The sequence below is a fragment of the Pseudomonas sp. P1_F7 genome, from assembly GCF_056405655.1.
Window position 1 is genome coordinate 122,375 of sequence record NZ_JBFUBR010000014.1, and the last position, 14,239, is coordinate 136,613.

Annotated in this window: 13 protein-coding genes; 9 read left to right on the forward strand and 4 right to left on the reverse strand. The window is 60.9% G+C overall.

The window, feature by feature from the left end:
• Nucleotides 1-5 precede the first annotated feature (5 nt).
• On the forward strand, nucleotides 6-923 hold the full coding sequence (locus AC1D1M_RS21555) for an SdiA-regulated domain-containing protein (RefSeq protein WP_477777163.1): 918 nt from the start codon (nucleotides 6-8) through the stop codon (nucleotides 921-923).
• Nucleotides 924-1,007: 84 nt separating this feature from the next.
• Here AC1D1M_RS21555 and rpiA read toward each other — a convergent pair whose 3' ends face one another.
• Nucleotides 1,008-1,682, reverse strand: a complete 675-nt coding sequence (rpiA, locus tag AC1D1M_RS21560) for a ribose-5-phosphate isomerase RpiA (RefSeq protein WP_477777164.1) — start codon at nucleotides 1,680-1,682, stop codon at nucleotides 1,008-1,010.
• A gap of 222 nt (nucleotides 1,683-1,904) precedes the next feature.
• Here rpiA and ilvA point away from each other — a divergent pair, with 222 nt between their 5' ends.
• Both ilvA and AC1D1M_RS21570 read left to right on the forward strand, forming a co-directional pair.
• Nucleotides 1,905-3,419, forward strand: a complete 1,515-nt coding sequence (gene ilvA / locus AC1D1M_RS21565; RefSeq protein ID WP_008015353.1) for a threonine ammonia-lyase, biosynthetic — start codon at nucleotides 1,905-1,907, stop codon at nucleotides 3,417-3,419.
• A gap of 39 nt (nucleotides 3,420-3,458) precedes the next feature.
• Entirely contained in the window at nucleotides 3,459-3,884 is a 426-nt protein-coding gene (locus tag AC1D1M_RS21570; protein ID WP_477777165.1) for a DUF2269 domain-containing protein, read from the forward strand.
• A gap of 120 nt (nucleotides 3,885-4,004) precedes the next feature.
• Here AC1D1M_RS21570 and AC1D1M_RS21575 read toward each other — a convergent pair whose 3' ends face one another.
• Nucleotides 4,005-4,661: a histidinol-phosphatase gene (locus tag AC1D1M_RS21575; protein ID WP_477777166.1), complete on the reverse strand. Its 657-nt coding sequence runs from the start codon at nucleotides 4,659-4,661 to the stop codon at nucleotides 4,005-4,007.
• Nucleotides 4,662-4,804: 143 nt separating this feature from the next.
• Here AC1D1M_RS21575 and AC1D1M_RS21580 point away from each other — a divergent pair, with 143 nt between their 5' ends.
• Both AC1D1M_RS21580 and ptsP read left to right on the forward strand, forming a co-directional pair.
• The gene (locus tag AC1D1M_RS21580; protein ID WP_003229203.1) at nucleotides 4,805-5,284 is read left to right on the forward strand and encodes an RNA pyrophosphohydrolase; all 480 of its coding nucleotides are present in this window, start codon (nucleotides 4,805-4,807) and stop codon (nucleotides 5,282-5,284) included.
• A 22-nt stretch (nucleotides 5,285-5,306) separates the two neighbouring features.
• Nucleotides 5,307-7,586 carry a phosphoenolpyruvate--protein phosphotransferase gene (gene ptsP / locus AC1D1M_RS21585; protein ID WP_477777167.1) on the forward strand — a complete coding sequence of 760 codons (2,280 nt, stop codon included), beginning with the start codon at nucleotides 5,307-5,309 and terminating at the stop codon, nucleotides 7,584-7,586.
• 130 nt (nucleotides 7,587-7,716) lie between these two features.
• Here the strand turns inward: ptsP and AC1D1M_RS21590 are convergent, their stop codons facing one another.
• Nucleotides 7,717-8,463 (reverse strand): NRDE family protein, encoded by a 747-nt coding sequence (locus tag AC1D1M_RS21590; protein ID WP_477777168.1) that lies wholly within the window; start codon nucleotides 8,461-8,463, stop codon nucleotides 7,717-7,719.
• A gap of 134 nt (nucleotides 8,464-8,597) precedes the next feature.
• Between AC1D1M_RS21590 and AC1D1M_RS21595 the strand changes: the two genes are divergently transcribed.
• The 3 genes from AC1D1M_RS21595 (at nucleotide 8,598) to AC1D1M_RS21605 (ending at nucleotide 11,297) form a co-directional block, all read left to right on the forward strand.
• Entirely contained in the window at nucleotides 8,598-9,380 is a 783-nt protein-coding gene (locus tag AC1D1M_RS21595; protein WP_477777169.1) for a sulfite exporter TauE/SafE family protein, read from the forward strand.
• A gap of 83 nt (nucleotides 9,381-9,463) precedes the next feature.
• Nucleotides 9,464-10,276: a prolipoprotein diacylglyceryl transferase gene (gene lgt / locus AC1D1M_RS21600; RefSeq protein WP_477777170.1), complete on the forward strand. Its 813-nt coding sequence runs from the start codon at nucleotides 9,464-9,466 to the stop codon at nucleotides 10,274-10,276.
• Nucleotides 10,277-10,325: 49 nt separating this feature from the next.
• Nucleotides 10,326-11,297 (forward strand): thymidylate synthase, encoded by a 972-nt coding sequence (locus AC1D1M_RS21605; RefSeq protein WP_477777171.1) that lies wholly within the window; start codon nucleotides 10,326-10,328, stop codon nucleotides 11,295-11,297.
• Between the two features lie 128 nt (nucleotides 11,298-11,425).
• Here AC1D1M_RS21605 and cadR read toward each other — a convergent pair whose 3' ends face one another.
• Entirely contained in the window at nucleotides 11,426-11,875 is a 450-nt protein-coding gene (gene cadR, locus AC1D1M_RS21610; protein WP_477777172.1) for a Cd(II)/Pb(II)-responsive transcriptional regulator, read from the reverse strand.
• A gap of 93 nt (nucleotides 11,876-11,968) precedes the next feature.
• Between cadR and AC1D1M_RS21615 the strand changes: the two genes are divergently transcribed.
• Nucleotides 11,969-14,230: a heavy metal translocating P-type ATPase gene (locus AC1D1M_RS21615; RefSeq protein ID WP_477777173.1), complete on the forward strand. Its 2,262-nt coding sequence runs from the start codon at nucleotides 11,969-11,971 to the stop codon at nucleotides 14,228-14,230.
• Nucleotides 14,231-14,239 lie beyond the last annotated feature (9 nt).

Below are 14,239 nucleotides of genomic sequence, written 5' to 3' on the forward strand. Positions count from 1 at the left end.
TCCGAATGCGTCGATTTGCCCGCCTCAAATCCCTGATTCTGATCCTGTCGGTGGTCTCGCTGATTGCGTTGATTGCGCTTGGCCAGTACCAGCGCCTGTTCGAGCGCGCCTGGTTCAATCTGCACGCGCTGTGGCAGCCGGTGAGTTCCCGGTCCATGGGACTGGACCATTATCAGGTCGTGACCGAGGCGCAGGTGATCGATGGCCAGGTTGACAACGTTTCAGCATTGACCTATGACCCGGTGCGCAAAAGCCTGTTCACCGTTACCAATAAGCGAAGCGAGTTGATCGAGTTGTCCCTCGACGGCAGGATCTTGCGCCGTGTGGCATTGGTCGGTTTCGGCGATCCCGAGGCGGTGGAGTTCATCAGCGCCGACACCTATGTGGTCGCTGATGAAAGCCAGCAACGGCTGATCAAGATTCATCTGCAGCAGGACACCGTCTTCGTCGATGCGACAGACGCGGAGCAGATGACTGTTGGCGTGCACATGGTCAGCAACAAGGGCTTCGAGGGCCTGGCTTACGATTCGGTGGGCAAGCGCCTGTTCGTGGCTAAGGAGCGCGACCCGATGCTGATCTACGAGGTGCACGGTTTTCCGCGCTTCAATCCTGAAGAGTCCTACTCGGTGCACGTGATCAACGACCCCAAGCGTGATGCCGGGATGTTCGTGCGGGACCTGTCGAGCCTGCAATACGACGAGCGCAGCGGGCATTTGCTGGCGCTGTCGGATGAGTCGCGGTTGATTCTGGAGCTGGATGTGGATGGGCGTCCGCTGAGCACAGTGTCATTGAGCAAGGGGCAGCACGGCTTGCAGAAAAACGTACCGCAAGCGGAAGGGATCGCCATGGATGACGACGGTACGCTGTACCTGGTGAGTGAGCCGAACCTGTTTTACGTGTTCAAGAAACCAACGCAGCTCTAATCAACACCACAAAACACTGTGGGAGCGAGCAAGCTCGCTCCCACAGGTTTTTTCATCTGCCCACAAAAATGTGGGCGGTCTTGGTTACTCGGCGCGCAGGGTTTTTACACCTTCGCTGGTACCCAGCAGCAACAGATCCGCCGGGCGCGCCGCGAACAAGCCGTTGGTGACCACACCGACGATCGCATTGATCTGCGTCTCCAGTTCCACCGGATTGGTGATCTGCATGTTGAACACGTCGAGGATGATGTTGCCGTTGTCGGTCAGCACGCCCTCACGGTAAACCGGGTCGCCGCCGAGCTTCACCAGCTCGCGGGCCACGTGGCTGCGGGCCATCGGGATCACTTCCACCGGCAACGGGAAGGTACCGAGGACCGGCACCAGTTTGCTGGCGTCGGCGATGCAGATGAAAGTCTTGGCCACGGCCGCGACAATCTTCTCGCGGGTCAGGGCAGCGCCGCCGCCCTTGATCAGGTTCAGGTGCTCGTCGCTCTCATCGGCGCCGTCGACATAGAACTCCAGGTCGCTGACGGTATTCAGTTCGTACACCGGAATGCTGTGGCCCTTGAGGCGCGCGGCGGTGGCTTCGGAACTGGCGACGGCGCCATCGAATGCACCCTTGTGTTGGGCCAGGGCATCGATGAAGCAGTTGGCGGTGGAGCCGGTGCCGACCCCGACGATGCTCTTGTCGTCGAGTTTCGGAAGGATGAAGTCGACGGCGGCCTGAGCCACTGCCTGTTTGAGTTGATCCTGGTTCATGCGGGCTCCGAGGTGCCGAGGAGGGGACGAAAGGCCGGCATTATAGGCTTCGGGGCGGGGAAGGTCATTGCCCGATTGGCAGGTCAAAAGATCGCACCTGTAGGAGCTGCCGAAGGCTGCGATCTTTTCGCTGGCTTAAAACCACCTGTTTAGTGTGGTCGCCCGCCCAAAATGCGGGTTAGACTCCTTGGTCCAGCCCAACCCGCTCAGTGATGCTTTCCGATGCTTGAACAGTACGTCAAAAAGATCCTCACCTCGCGCGTTTATGACGTTGCCGTAGAAACCCCGCTGCAGACTGCCCGCCAGCTCTCTGAGCGGCTGGGCAACAGCATTTGGCTCAAGCGCGAAGACTTGCAGCCGGTGTTCTCGTTCAAGATTCGCGGCGCCTACAACAAGTTGACCCAGTTGAGCGACGAAGAACGCGCTCGCGGCGTGGTCACCGCGTCGGCGGGCAACCATGCCCAGGGCCTGGCCCTGGCGGCGAAGGTGTTGGGCGTGAAAGCGACCATCGTCATGCCCAAGACCACCCCGGAGATCAAGGTCGAAGGCGTGCGCTCCCGTGGCGGCAAAGTGGTGCTGCACGGCGATTCGTTCCCGGAAGCCCTGGCGTACTCGCTGAAACTGGTTGACGAAAAAGGCTACGTCTACATTCACCCGTACGACGACCCCCACACCATTGCCGGGCAGGGCACCGTGGCGATGGAGATTCTGCGCCAGCACCCGCAGCCACTGGATGCGATTTTCGTCCCGGTGGGCGGTGGCGGGCTGATCGCCGGCATCGCGGCGTACGTGAAGTACCTGCGCCCGGACATCAAGATCATCGGCGTCGAACCGGATGACTCCAATTGCCTGCAAGCCGCCATGGCGGCGGGCGAGCGTGTGGTATTGCCGACCGTGGGCCTCTTCGCCGACGGTGTTGCCGTGGCCCAGATCGGTCAGCACACCTTTGACATCTGCAAAGATCATGTCGACGAAGTGATCACCGTCAGCACCGACGAAATCTGCGCGGCGATCAAGGATATCTACGACGATACCCGCTCGATCACCGAACCTGCCGGCGCCTTGGGCGTGGCCGGGATCAAGAAGTATGTCGAGCAGCGCGGCGTCAGCGGCCAGACCTTCGTGGCCATCGACTCCGGGGCCAACGTCAACTTCGATCGCCTGCGCCACGTTGCCGAGCGTGCGGAGCTGGGCGAGGGCCGCGAAGCGATCATCGCGGTGACCATTCCCGAGAAGCCGGGCAGCTTCAAGGCGTTCTGCGAAGCCATCGGCAAGCGCCAGATCACCGAATTCAACTACCGCTACAACACCGGCAGCGAAGCGCACATCTTTGTCGGCGTGCAGACGCACCCGGAAAACGACCCGCGCAGCGCACTGATCGCCAGCCTGAGCGAGCAAGGTTTCCCGGTGCTGGACCTGACCGACAACGAACTGGCCAAGCTGCACATCCGCCACATGGTGGGCGGGCGTGCGGCGCATGTGGTCGATGAAGTGATTCTGCGCTTCGAGTTCCCGGAGCGTCCGGGCGCGCTGTTCAACTTCCTCAACAAGCTCGGCGGGCGCTGGAACATCTCGATGTTCCACTACCGCAACCATGGCGCAGCGGATGGCCGGGTCGTCGCGGGCCTGCAAGTGCCGCACGACGAGCGCCACCTGGTGCCGGCGGCGCTGGAAGAAATCGGTTACCCGTACTGGGATGAAAGCGACAACCCGGCCTATCAGTTGTTTCTTGGCTGAGCGGCTACGCTGATGGGCAGGCAATAAGGAAATCTGACAATGGAAACGTTAACTGCCCTGAAAGCGGCGCACATGGTGGCAACTGTTGTACTACTGGCTTGTGCGCTGGGTCTGGGCGTCTGGGTTTTGCTTGCGCGGCGCAAGGGTGACGCGACGGCGGGTAGTCGTACCTTGCAGCGGCCAAGGGTGTTTATCTGGCTGTTGATGGGCCTGGCGCTGCTGAGCATGCCGTTCACCGGTTGGTGGATGGTGCATCTGGTGGGCTGGCCGTTGGGGCAGACCTGGTTGCTGGCGTCCAGCGTGCTGTACACCGTCGCGGCGCTGGCGTGGTTTTGGTTGCTGGTGCGGCTTAACAAGCTGCGCAAGGCGCCGGGTGGTGTGGGGAAATTCACCTTTGCGTTGGCGTTGTTCAGTTTTGTCTGTCTTGTGGCCATTGCCGGGCTGATGGGGGCCAAGCCTGTTTAAGGCTTGAAACCCGGTCGACCCCATCGCGAGCAAGCTCGCTCCCACAGGTTTTTCTGGAGTTCACAAAATTTGTGTTCGGCAGAGATCCCTGTGGGAGCGAGCTTGCTCGCGATAGCGGTTTTAGCCGCGCAGACTGATTACCGGCCAACCCCGCTTCTCGGCCTCGGCCCGCAGATTAGGGTCCGGATCGACCGCTATCGGATTAGTCACCTGCTCCAGCAGCGGAAAATCATTCATCGAGTCGCTATAGAAATAGCTGTCTTCCAGCGTAAACCCGGTTTCCTCCAGCCAGCGATTCAAGCGCGTCACCTTGCCTTCACGGAAGCACGGCACGTCGGTGCTGCGCCCGGTGTAGCGGCCATCGACCATTTCACATTCGGTGGCGATCAGGGTTTCAACGCCCAGGCGCACGGCAATCGGCCCGGTGACGAAGCGGTTGGTGGCGGTGATGATCACCAGTTTGTCGCCGGCGGCGCGGTGTTTTGCCAGCAACTCGATAGCCTTGGGCAGCATGATCGGTTCGATGCAGTCGCGCATGTAGTCGCTGTGCCATTGATCCAGCGTGGCCATTTCGGTGCGGCCGAGCACTTCCAGGCAGAAGTTCAGATAAGCAGCGTTATCCAGTTTGCCGGCCAGGTAATCCTGGTAGAACTCATCGTTGCGTGCCTTGTAGGCGACGGCGTCGAGAAAGCCGCGCTCGCACAGGTAATCGCCCCAGGCGTGATCGCTGTCACCGCCCAGAAGGGTGTTGTCCAAATCGAATAAAGCCAGGCGCATTGCAGTTACCCGCTGAAAAGTCAGTAAAAAGGCGACAAGAATACGGTCTTTTCACAAGAGTGCACATAAGGTAGGAACCTTCGTTGCCGCCTTCACAACCTTTGTGGAACAATGCGGCGACATGCGTTTGCGAGGTTGTTGCCGTGATCGACCCCGATGGTTTTCGCCCCAATGTCGGGATCATTCTGACGAATGACGCCGGCCAGGTGCTATGGGCTCGCCGAATCAATCAAGATGCCTGGCAGTTTCCGCAGGGGGGAATCAACCCCGAAGAGACGCCGGAAGACGCCTTGTACCGCGAGCTGAACGAAGAAGTGGGCCTGGAACGCGAAGATGTTGAAATTCTCGCCTGCACCCGGGGCTGGTTGCGCTATCGTTTGCCGCAACGTCTGGTACGTACCCACAGCCAACCGCTGTGCATCGGCCAGAAACAGAAATGGTTTCTCCTGCGCCTGATCTCCAACGAGCAGCGGGTGCGGATGGATTTGACCGGTAAACCGGAATTCGATGGCTGGCGCTGGGTCAGCTATTGGTATCCGTTGGGCCAGGTGGTGACATTCAAGCGCGAGGTGTATCGACGCGCTCTCAAAGAGCTTGCCCCGCGCCTTTTAGCGCGCGACTGACGACGGAGTTCGACCCCGAGCCATGCTCAATACGCTGCGCAAGATCGTCCAGGAAGTTAACTCCGCCAAGGATCTCAAGGCGGCGTTGGGGATTATTGTGTTGCGCGTCAAAGAGGCCATGGGCAGCGAGGTCTGCTCGGTCTACCTGCTTGACCCCGAGTCCAACCGCTTCGTGCTGATGGCCACCGAGGGCTTGAACAAGCGCTCGATCGGCAAAGTCAGCATGGCACCCAACGAAGGTCTGGTTGGCCTGGTCGGTACGCGCGAAGAACCCCTGAACCTCGAAAACGCTGCGGACCACCCGCGCTACCGCTACTTCGCCGAGACCGGTGAAGAGCGCTTCGCCTCATTCCTCGGGGCACCGATCATTCACCACCGCCGCGTCGTCGGCGTGTTGGTCATTCAGCAAAAAGAACGCCGCCAGTTCGATGAGGGTGAAGAAGCCTTCCTCGTGACCATGAGCGCGCAGCTCGCCGGCGTTATCGCCCACGCTGAGGCCACTGGTTCGATCCGCGGCCTCGGTCGTCAGGGCAAAGGTATCCAGGAAGCCAAGTTCATCGGCGTGCCGGGTTCGCCGGGTGCGGCGGTCGGTACGGCGGTGGTCATGCTGCCCCCGGCTGATCTGGACGTGGTGCCGGACAAGAGCATCGCTGACATCGACGCCGAACTCGGGCTGTTCAAGACTGCCATCGAAGGCGTGCGCGCCGACATGCGCACCTTGTCCGCCAAGCTCGCCACGCAGTTGCGTCCGGAAGAGCGGGCCTTGTTCGACGTCTACCTGATGATGCTCGACGATGCCGCGCTGGGCAGCGAAGTCACCACCGTGATCAAGACCGGCCAGTGGGCCCAGGGCGCGTTGCGCCAGGTGGTCACCGATCACGTCAACCGTTTCGAATTAATGGACGACGCCTACCTGCGCGAGCGTGCCTCGGACGTCAAGGACCTCGGTCGGCGCTTGCTGGCTTATTTGCAGGAAGAGCGCCAGCAAACCCTGGTCTACCCCGACAACACCATTCTGGTCAGCGAAGAACTGACGCCGGCGATGCTCGGCGAGGTGCCGGAAGGCAAGCTGGTCGGCCTGGTGTCGGTGCTCGGTTCCGGTAACTCCCACGTCGCCATTCTCGCCCGTGCCATGGGCATCCCGACCGTGATGGGCCTGGTCGACCTGCCGTACTCCAAGGTCGACGGCATCCAGATGATCGTCGACGGCTACCACGGCGAGGTCTACACCAACCCGAGTGACGTGCTGCGCAAGCAGTTCGCCGAGGTGGTCGAGGAAGAGAAACAACTGGCCCTGGGGCTGGATGCGCTGCGCGATCTGCCGTGCGTGACGGTCGATGGCCACCGCATGCCGCTGTGGGTCAACACCGGCCTGCTGGCTGATGTGGCGCGAGCGCAGAAGCGCGGTGCCGAAGGCGTAGGCCTGTACCGCACCGAAGTGCCGTTCATGATCAATCAGCGTTTCCCGAGCGAAAAGGAACAACTGGCGATCTATCGCGAACAACTGGCTGCGTTCCACCCGCAACCGGTGACCATGCGAACCCTGGACATCGGCGGCGACAAATCGCTGTCGTACTTCCCGATCAAGGAAGACAACCCGTTCCTCGGCTGGCGCGGCATTCGCGTCACCCTTGATCACCCGGAAATTTTCCTGGTGCAGACCCGCGCCATGCTCAAGGCCAGTGAAGGTTTGAACAACCTGCGCATCCTGCTGCCGATGATTTCCGGCACCCACGAGCTGGAGGAAGCCCTGCACCTGATCCACCGTGCCTGGGGCGAAGTGCGTGACGAGGGCTGCGACGTACCGATGCCGCCGATTGGCGTGATGATCGAAATTCCGGCGGCGGTGTACCAGACCAAGGAACTGGCGCGGCAAGTGGACTTCCTGTCGGTCGGCTCCAACGACCTGACCCAGTACTTGCTGGCCGTGGACCGCAACAACCCGCGGGTGGCCGATCTTTATGACTACCTGCACCCGGCGGTGCTGCAAGCCCTGCAAACCGTAGTGCGCGATGCCCATGCCGAAGGCAAGCCGGTGAGCATCTGCGGTGAAATGGCCGGTGATCCGGCGGCGGCCGTGCTGTTGATGGCGATGGGTTTCGACAGCCTGTCGATGAACGCCACCAACCTGCCGAAAGTGAAGTGGATGCTGCGCCAGATCAACCTGAGCAAGGCCAAGGAATTGCTGGCCGAGCTGATGACTATCGACAACCCGCAAGTGATTCACAGCTCATTGCAGCTGGCGCTGAAGAACCTCGGGTTGGCGCGGATGATCAATCCGGCGGCGATCAAGCCCCTCTGAAACGCTGACGGCCCCATCGCGAGCAAGCTCGCTCCCACAGGTATCTCCGGTGTTCACAAAATTTGTGTCCACTGTGGATCCTTGTGGGAGCGAGCTTGCTCGCGATGGGGCCAGTCCAGACAACACACAACTACAGCCTGATCTCCACTTCCCCAAGATGCCCGCCAAACGGCCCGAAACTGCGCTCGACCAAATGCAACGCCCCATCCGCCTGCACAATCAACGCCGTACTCGCCCGCGTTCCATAACTCTGACTGGCAATGAACACGCTCGACAGCAACATCTCGGTGGACAGCCCCACTCCGGTATCCGGCAACTCGGCAAACGGCGCGGTCTGCGCATCGCTCAATAACGCCAACAGCGCCTGAGGCTGCGGATCATCCAGCACCTCGCTCAATGCCGCCTTGGCCTTGAGCAACTTCGGCCACGGCGTATCCAACCCGGCATTGGATATTCCGTAGATCCCCGGGGCCAACATCACCGCTGCCGGTTCCCGGGCGTTGAAGTGCCAGAGTTCATTGGTATTGCCGACCAACAGGTTAAAGCCACCATATTCCAGCGAACGGTCGACAACGTCGGCTAAGTAGTCGTCAATTGGCATTTCCCCGGTGAGAAATCGCGCCACCAGCTCCCCACGAGACTTGCGCCCTGGCGGTCGATGGGGATCGCGGATGTTGGTCAGCGCCGCAAAACGGCCGTTGGCACCGACACCGAGCCAGGTGCCACCAGCCTCGAGGTCGCGCCCCGCATGTACGTGCGGCGCTTCGGGCCATGGCGCCAGAGGCAGGCTGGGGCGGGCGTAGAATTCATCGCGATTGGCCGCCACGACCAGCGGCTGGGCATGACCCGGGCGCCAGGCAAAAACAATCAGGCACATAAGGCTGTCCTTGTGTGTTTTCTGCTCACTCTACGCAGACATCACTCATCGATCCATCGCCTTGCGCAGTGGAGCTTGAGGCCATGCATCCGTTACCATGCCGCTCCGGTTTTGGGGAGGCGGGCGGGACAACCATGGAATTTCTGCTCTATCTGGCGCTCGGCGCCTGTGCAGGTGTGCTCGCCGGGCTGTTTGGCGTGGGCGGCGGGATCATCATCGTCCCGGTGCTGGTGTTCAGCTTCAAGGCCCAAGGGTTCGATCCGTCGATTCTCACGCACCTGGCAGTGGGTACCTCCCTGGCGACGATTATCTTTACCTCGGTCAATGCAGTACGTGAGCATCACCGCCGTGGCGCTGTGCTTTGGCCGATCTTCAAGTGGATGACCGTCGGCATTCTGATCGGTGCCGGGTTCGGCGCCCTGACGGCGGAAGCGATTTCCGGTCCCAACCTGCAGAAATTCATTGGTGTATTCGCCCTGGTGATCGCTGCTCAACTGGCGCTGGAGGTCAAACCCAAGGCCAGCCGAACCGTGCCGGGTAAACTCGGTCTGACCGTAGCCGGTAGTGTGATTGGCTGGGCTTCGGCGATTTTCGGCATTGGCGGCGGTTCATTGACCGTGCCATTCCTGACCTGGCGCAGCGTGCCAATGCAGCAAGCCGTGGCCACTTCATCGGCCTGCGGTCTGCCGATTGCCCTGGCCAGTGCATTAAGTTTCATGATTCTGGGCTGGCACGATCCGTTGCTCCCGGCCCATAGTCTCGGTTTCATTTATTTACCGGCGTTGCTGGGCATAGCCCTGACCAGCATGGTGTTCGCCCGCTTGGGCGCGCGATTGGCTCACAGATTGTCGCCGAAGTTGCTGAAAAGGCTGTTTGCCGCTTTGCTGTTCTGCGTCGGGCTGAACTTCCTGCTCTGACCGGCAGCGCAATCCTGGCTTAATCCTGAGGTGGCAGCGTCGCCCGGGAATTTTTAAGATTTGAACTCTAACGAGGAGTCGCAATGCTGCCTTACCCGCAGATCGACCCGGTGGCCCTGGCCATCGGTCCGCTGAAAATCCACTGGTACGGTCTGATGTACCTGATCGGCATCGGCGGCGCCTGGCTGCTGGCGTCCCGTCGCTTGAACCGCTTCGACCCGACCTGGACCAAGGAGAAACTCTCCGACATGGTGTTCTGGATGTCGATGGGGGTAATCGTCGGCGGGCGACTGGGTTACGTGCTGTTCTACGATCTGAGCGCTTATCTGGCCAACCCGACGCTGATTTTCGAAGTGTGGAAGGGCGGCATGTCATTCCACGGCGGTTTCATCGGCGTGATGCTGGCGGCGTTGTGGTTCGGCAAGAAGAACAACAAGTCGTTCTTCCAGCTGATGGACTTCGTTGCGCCGATGGTGCCGATTGGCCTGGGTGCCGGGCGTATCGGCAACTTCATCAATGCCGAGCTGTGGGGCAAGCCGACCGACGTGCCGTGGGCGATGATCTTCCCGCCGTTCAGCGATCCGGCGCAGTTGCCGCGTCACCCGTCGCAGCTGTACCAGTTCGCCCTCGAAGGCGTGGCACTGTTCCTGATCCTTTGGCTGTTCTCGCGCAAACCACGGCCAACCATGGCGGTCTCCGGGATGTTCGCGCTGTTCTATGGCATCTTCCGCTTCATCGTCGAATTCGTCCGCGTGCCGGACGCCCAGCTTGGCTATCTGGCCTGGAACTGGCTGACCATGGGCCAGGTGCTGTGCGTGCCGATGATCGTCGGCGGGCTGTTCCTGATCTGGCTGGCGTATCACCGCGCCCCGGCGGCTCCAGCGGCAGCCGTATAAAATTCGAACCCCGCAGCGATGGCTGCGGGTTCAAGGACACAGGTAACTCATGAAGCAATATCTCGAACTGGTCGCCCACGTCATCAAGAACGGCACGAAACAGGCCAACCGTACCGGCGTGAACACCATCAGTTTTCCCGGTGCGATGCTGCGTTATGACCTGCAGGAAGGTTTCCCGGCGATCACCACGCGCAAGATGGCGTTCAAATCGGCCATTGGCGAAATGTGCGGGTTCCTGCGCGGCGTGAACAACGCTGCCGAATTCCGTGCCCTGGGCTGCAAGGTCTGGGACCAGAATGCCAACGAAAACGCCCAGTGGCTGGCCAACCCGTTCCGTCAGGGCGAAGATGACCTCGGCGAGATCTACGGTGTGCAATGGCGCAAATGGCCGGCGTACAAGCAGATCCCGGTCAGCAACCCGGCCGCCATCGAGCAGACCCTGAAGCAAGGCTACCGCCAGATTGCCGAAGGCGAGGAGGACGGCCGGGCCTACGTGGTGCTGTACAAGGCCATCGACCAGATCCGCCAGTGCGTCGACACCATCATCAAGGACCCGGGCAGCCGTCGCATCCTGTTCCACGGCTGGAACTGCGCCCAGCTCGATGAAATGGCTTTGCCGCCGTGCCACTTGCTGTACCAGTTCCATCCGAATGTCGAGACCAAAGAGATTTCTTTGACCCTCTATATCCGCTCCAACGATCTGGGCCTGGGCACGCCGTTCAACCTCACCGAAGGCGCTGCGCTGCTGAGCCTGATCGGTCGCCTGACGGGCTACACGCCGCGCTGGTTCACTTATTTCATCGGTGATGCCCACGTCTACGAAAACCACTTGGACATGCTCAACGAACAGCTCAAGCGCGAGCCGTTCCCGATGCCGAAACTGGTGATTTCCGACCGTGTGCCGGAGCTTGCCAAGACTGGCGTTTACCAGCCGGAATGGCTGGAGCTGGTGGAGCCGAGCGATTTCTCGCTGGAAGGCTACGAGCACCACGCGCCGATGACCGCGCCGATGGCGGTCTGAAGCCGTACCGCAATCCAAATGTAGGAGCTGCCGAAGGCTGCGATCTTTTGATTTTGAAAAGCAAGATCAAAAGATCGTCCGAACGCGGCCCGAACCTTCGGCAGCTCCTACAGGGTTTTGCGGTGTGCTTAGTGGCCGTGACTACGGCCCACATGGGAATGCTCCACCTCCGTCGCCGCCACCCCGCCGCTCACTTCCAGCCGCTGCAAAATCCCGCATTGATCGATACCCGGCCCCTCGCCGCAGCGTTGGCGCAGGTCGAGCAGTTGCGTCTGCAAGGCCAGCAAGCCGTCGATCCGCGCCTTGACGTGGTGGATGTGTTCATCGATCAACGCGTTGACGCTTTCACATTGGTCCTGCGGACTGTCGCGAAACGCCAGCAGACTGCGGATTTCCTCGAGGGTCATGTCGAGGGTGCGACAGTTGCGGATGAAGGTCAGGCGCTCGGCGTGGGCCTGGGTGTAGACGCGATAATTGCCGTCACTGCGTGCCGGTTCCGGCAGCAGGTTCTCGCGCTCGTAGTAGCGGATCGTTTCCACGGCGCAGTCCGTGAGTTTTGCCAATTCTCCAATTTTCATGACGCCAATCTCCAAAACTCCAGAATGGGTGCTTGACCCTATAGTGGCTACAGGGTCTTTACTTGGCAACAGGCACTCTTATGGACGCAACCAATGAGCGATTCCCTGCACTCCCACAAACCCGGTGCTGAACACGAGCACAGCCACAAGCTCAAGCCCGTGCAAAAACATGACCATGGTGGTCACGGCGACACCTGCTGCTCATCTAAAGCGGCAGCGCCTGCGCTGGTAAAACTGAGCGAATCGCCGACGATTGGCGCTAGGCTGAGTTGTTTCCGTATCGAGGCAATGGACTGCCCGACCGAGCAGGCACTTATTCAGAACAAGCTAAGCAAACTGACCGGTGTGCAGCAGCTGGAGTTCAATCTGATTAATCGGGTGCTCGGCGTGACCCACGATTTGCCCGGTATCGAGCCGATCGTCGAGGCCATCAAGTCCTTGGGCATGCAGGCCGAACCGCTGGACCAGGGTGCTGAAACCCCGACGCCGGCGCCCCGGAAAAAGCCGTGGTGGCCCTTGGCGCTGTCCGGTGTTGGTGCATTGCTGGCAGAAGTCATCCACTTCACCGGTTCCGCGCCGAACTGGGTGGTGGCGGCTATCGCGCTGGTCTCGATCCTCAGTGGTGGCCTCGGCACTTACAAAAAAGGCTGGATCGCCCTTAAAAACCGCAACCTGAACATCAACGCGCTGATGAGCATTGCCGTGACCGGCGCGGTGCTGATCGGCCAGTGGCCGGAAGCGGCAATGGTGATGTTCCTGTTCACCGTGGCCGAGTTGATCGAGGCCAAGTCCCTCGACCGCGCACGCAATGCCATCGGTGGCCTGATGCAGATGACCCCGGACACTGCAACGGTGTTGCAGGCTGACGGGAACTGGCTTGAGCAGGATGTCAAAAGCATTGGGCTCGGCGCGAGGGTACGGGTGCGCCCCGGCGAGCGTATCGGCCTGGACGGTGAGGTGCTGTCTGGTCGCTCGACCATCGATCAGGCGCCAATCACCGGTGAAAGCCTGCCGGTGGAAAAGACCGTCGGCGACAAAGTCTTCGCCGGCACCATTAATCAGGCTGGTTCCCTGGAGTACGGGGTGACCGCCGCAGCCGACAACTCGACCCTGGCCCGCATCATCCACGCCGTCGAGCAGGCCCAAGGCGCGCGGGCGCCGACCCAGCGTTTCGTCGACAGCTTCTCGAAAATCTACACCCCGGCAGTGTTCATCCTGGCCTTGGCCGTGGCGGTGATCCCGCCATTGTTCATGGGCGCGTTGTGGTTCGACTGGATCTACCGGGCGCTGGTGTTGCTGGTGGTTGCCTGCCCGTGTGCGCTGGTGATTTCCACGCCGGTGACCATCGTCAGCGGCCTCGCGGCGGCGGCGCGCAAAGGCATATTGGTCAAGGGCGGCGTCTATCTGGAGGGCGGTTACAAGCTCGACTATCTGGCCCTGGACAAGACCGGCACCATCACCCACGGCAAACCGGTGCAGACCGATTACCTGTCGCTGGACCCGACCGCCGACGCATCGGCGCCCGCCATTGCCGCCGCGCTGGCCGTGCGCTCGGATCACCCGGTCTCCCTGGCCATCGCCAAGGCGGCTGTGGATAACCAAACCGCGACGCTGATTGTGGATAACTTCGAAGCGCTGGGCGGGCGCGGTGTGCGCGGTGAGATCAACGGCCAGCTCTACCATTTGGGCAACCATCGTCTGGTGGAGGATCTGGGGCTGTGCTCGCCAGCGTTGGAAGAGAAGTTGTTCGCCCTGGAAAAACAGGGCAAGTCGGTGGTGCTGCTGCTTGATCAGTCCGGGCCATTGGCGCTGTTCGCTGTCGCCGATACGGTCAAAGCGTCCAGCCGCGAAGCCATCCGGCAACTGCATGAGCTGGGCATCAAAACCCTGATGCTCACGGGCGATAACGTCCACACCGCGCAGGCCATTGCTGCGCAGGTCGGCATCGACGAAGCCAAGGGCGATCTGTTGCCGGGTGACAAATTGCAAGCTGTCGAGGCCCTTTATGCCCAAGGGCATCGGGTCGGCATGGTCGGTGACGGCATCAACGATGCGCCTGCGCTGGCGCGTTCCGAGATCGGTTTCGCCATGGCTGCTGCGGGCACCGATACCGCTATCGAAACCGCCGATGTCGCCCTGATGGACGACGATTTGCGCAAGATCCCGGCATTCATTCGCCTGTCGCGACAGACATCGAGCATCCTCAAACAGAACATCGCCCTGGCTTTGGTCATCAAGGCGATCTTTCTTGGGGTAACCTTCGCCGGGCTCGCTACCATGTGGATGGCGGTGTTCGCCGACATGGGCGTGAGTCTGCTGGTGGTGTTCAACGGTTTGCGCCTGCTGCGCAAGTAAAGGATGAGG

Coding starts and splice junctions, on each gene's coding strand:
- rpiA (WP_477777164.1), bottom strand. CDS start 1,682: ATGAACCAGGATCAACTCAAACAGGCAGTGGCTCAGGCCGCCGTCGAC.
- AC1D1M_RS21575 (WP_477777166.1), bottom strand. CDS start 4,661: ATGCGCCTGGCTTTATTCGATTTGGACAACACCCTTCTGGGCGGTGAC.
- ilvA (WP_008015353.1), top strand. CDS start 1,905: ATGCTTGAACAGTACGTCAAAAAGATCCTCACCTCGCGCGTTTATGAC.
- AC1D1M_RS21605 (WP_477777171.1), top strand. CDS start 10,326: ATGAAGCAATATCTCGAACTGGTCGCCCACGTCATCAAGAACGGCACG.
- AC1D1M_RS21570 (WP_477777165.1), top strand. CDS start 3,459: ATGGAAACGTTAACTGCCCTGAAAGCGGCGCACATGGTGGCAACTGTT.
- AC1D1M_RS21555 (WP_477777163.1), top strand. CDS start 6: ATGCGTCGATTTGCCCGCCTCAAATCCCTGATTCTGATCCTGTCGGTG.
- cadR (WP_477777172.1), bottom strand. CDS start 11,875: ATGAAAATTGGAGAATTGGCAAAACTCACGGACTGCGCCGTGGAAACG.
- AC1D1M_RS21595 (WP_477777169.1), top strand. CDS start 8,598: ATGGAATTTCTGCTCTATCTGGCGCTCGGCGCCTGTGCAGGTGTGCTC.
- lgt (WP_477777170.1), top strand. CDS start 9,464: ATGCTGCCTTACCCGCAGATCGACCCGGTGGCCCTGGCCATCGGTCCG.
- ptsP (WP_477777167.1), top strand. CDS start 5,307: ATGCTCAATACGCTGCGCAAGATCGTCCAGGAAGTTAACTCCGCCAAG.
- AC1D1M_RS21590 (WP_477777168.1), bottom strand. CDS start 8,463: ATGTGCCTGATTGTTTTTGCCTGGCGCCCGGGTCATGCCCAGCCGCTG.
- AC1D1M_RS21615 (WP_477777173.1), top strand. CDS start 11,969: ATGAGCGATTCCCTGCACTCCCACAAACCCGGTGCTGAACACGAGCAC.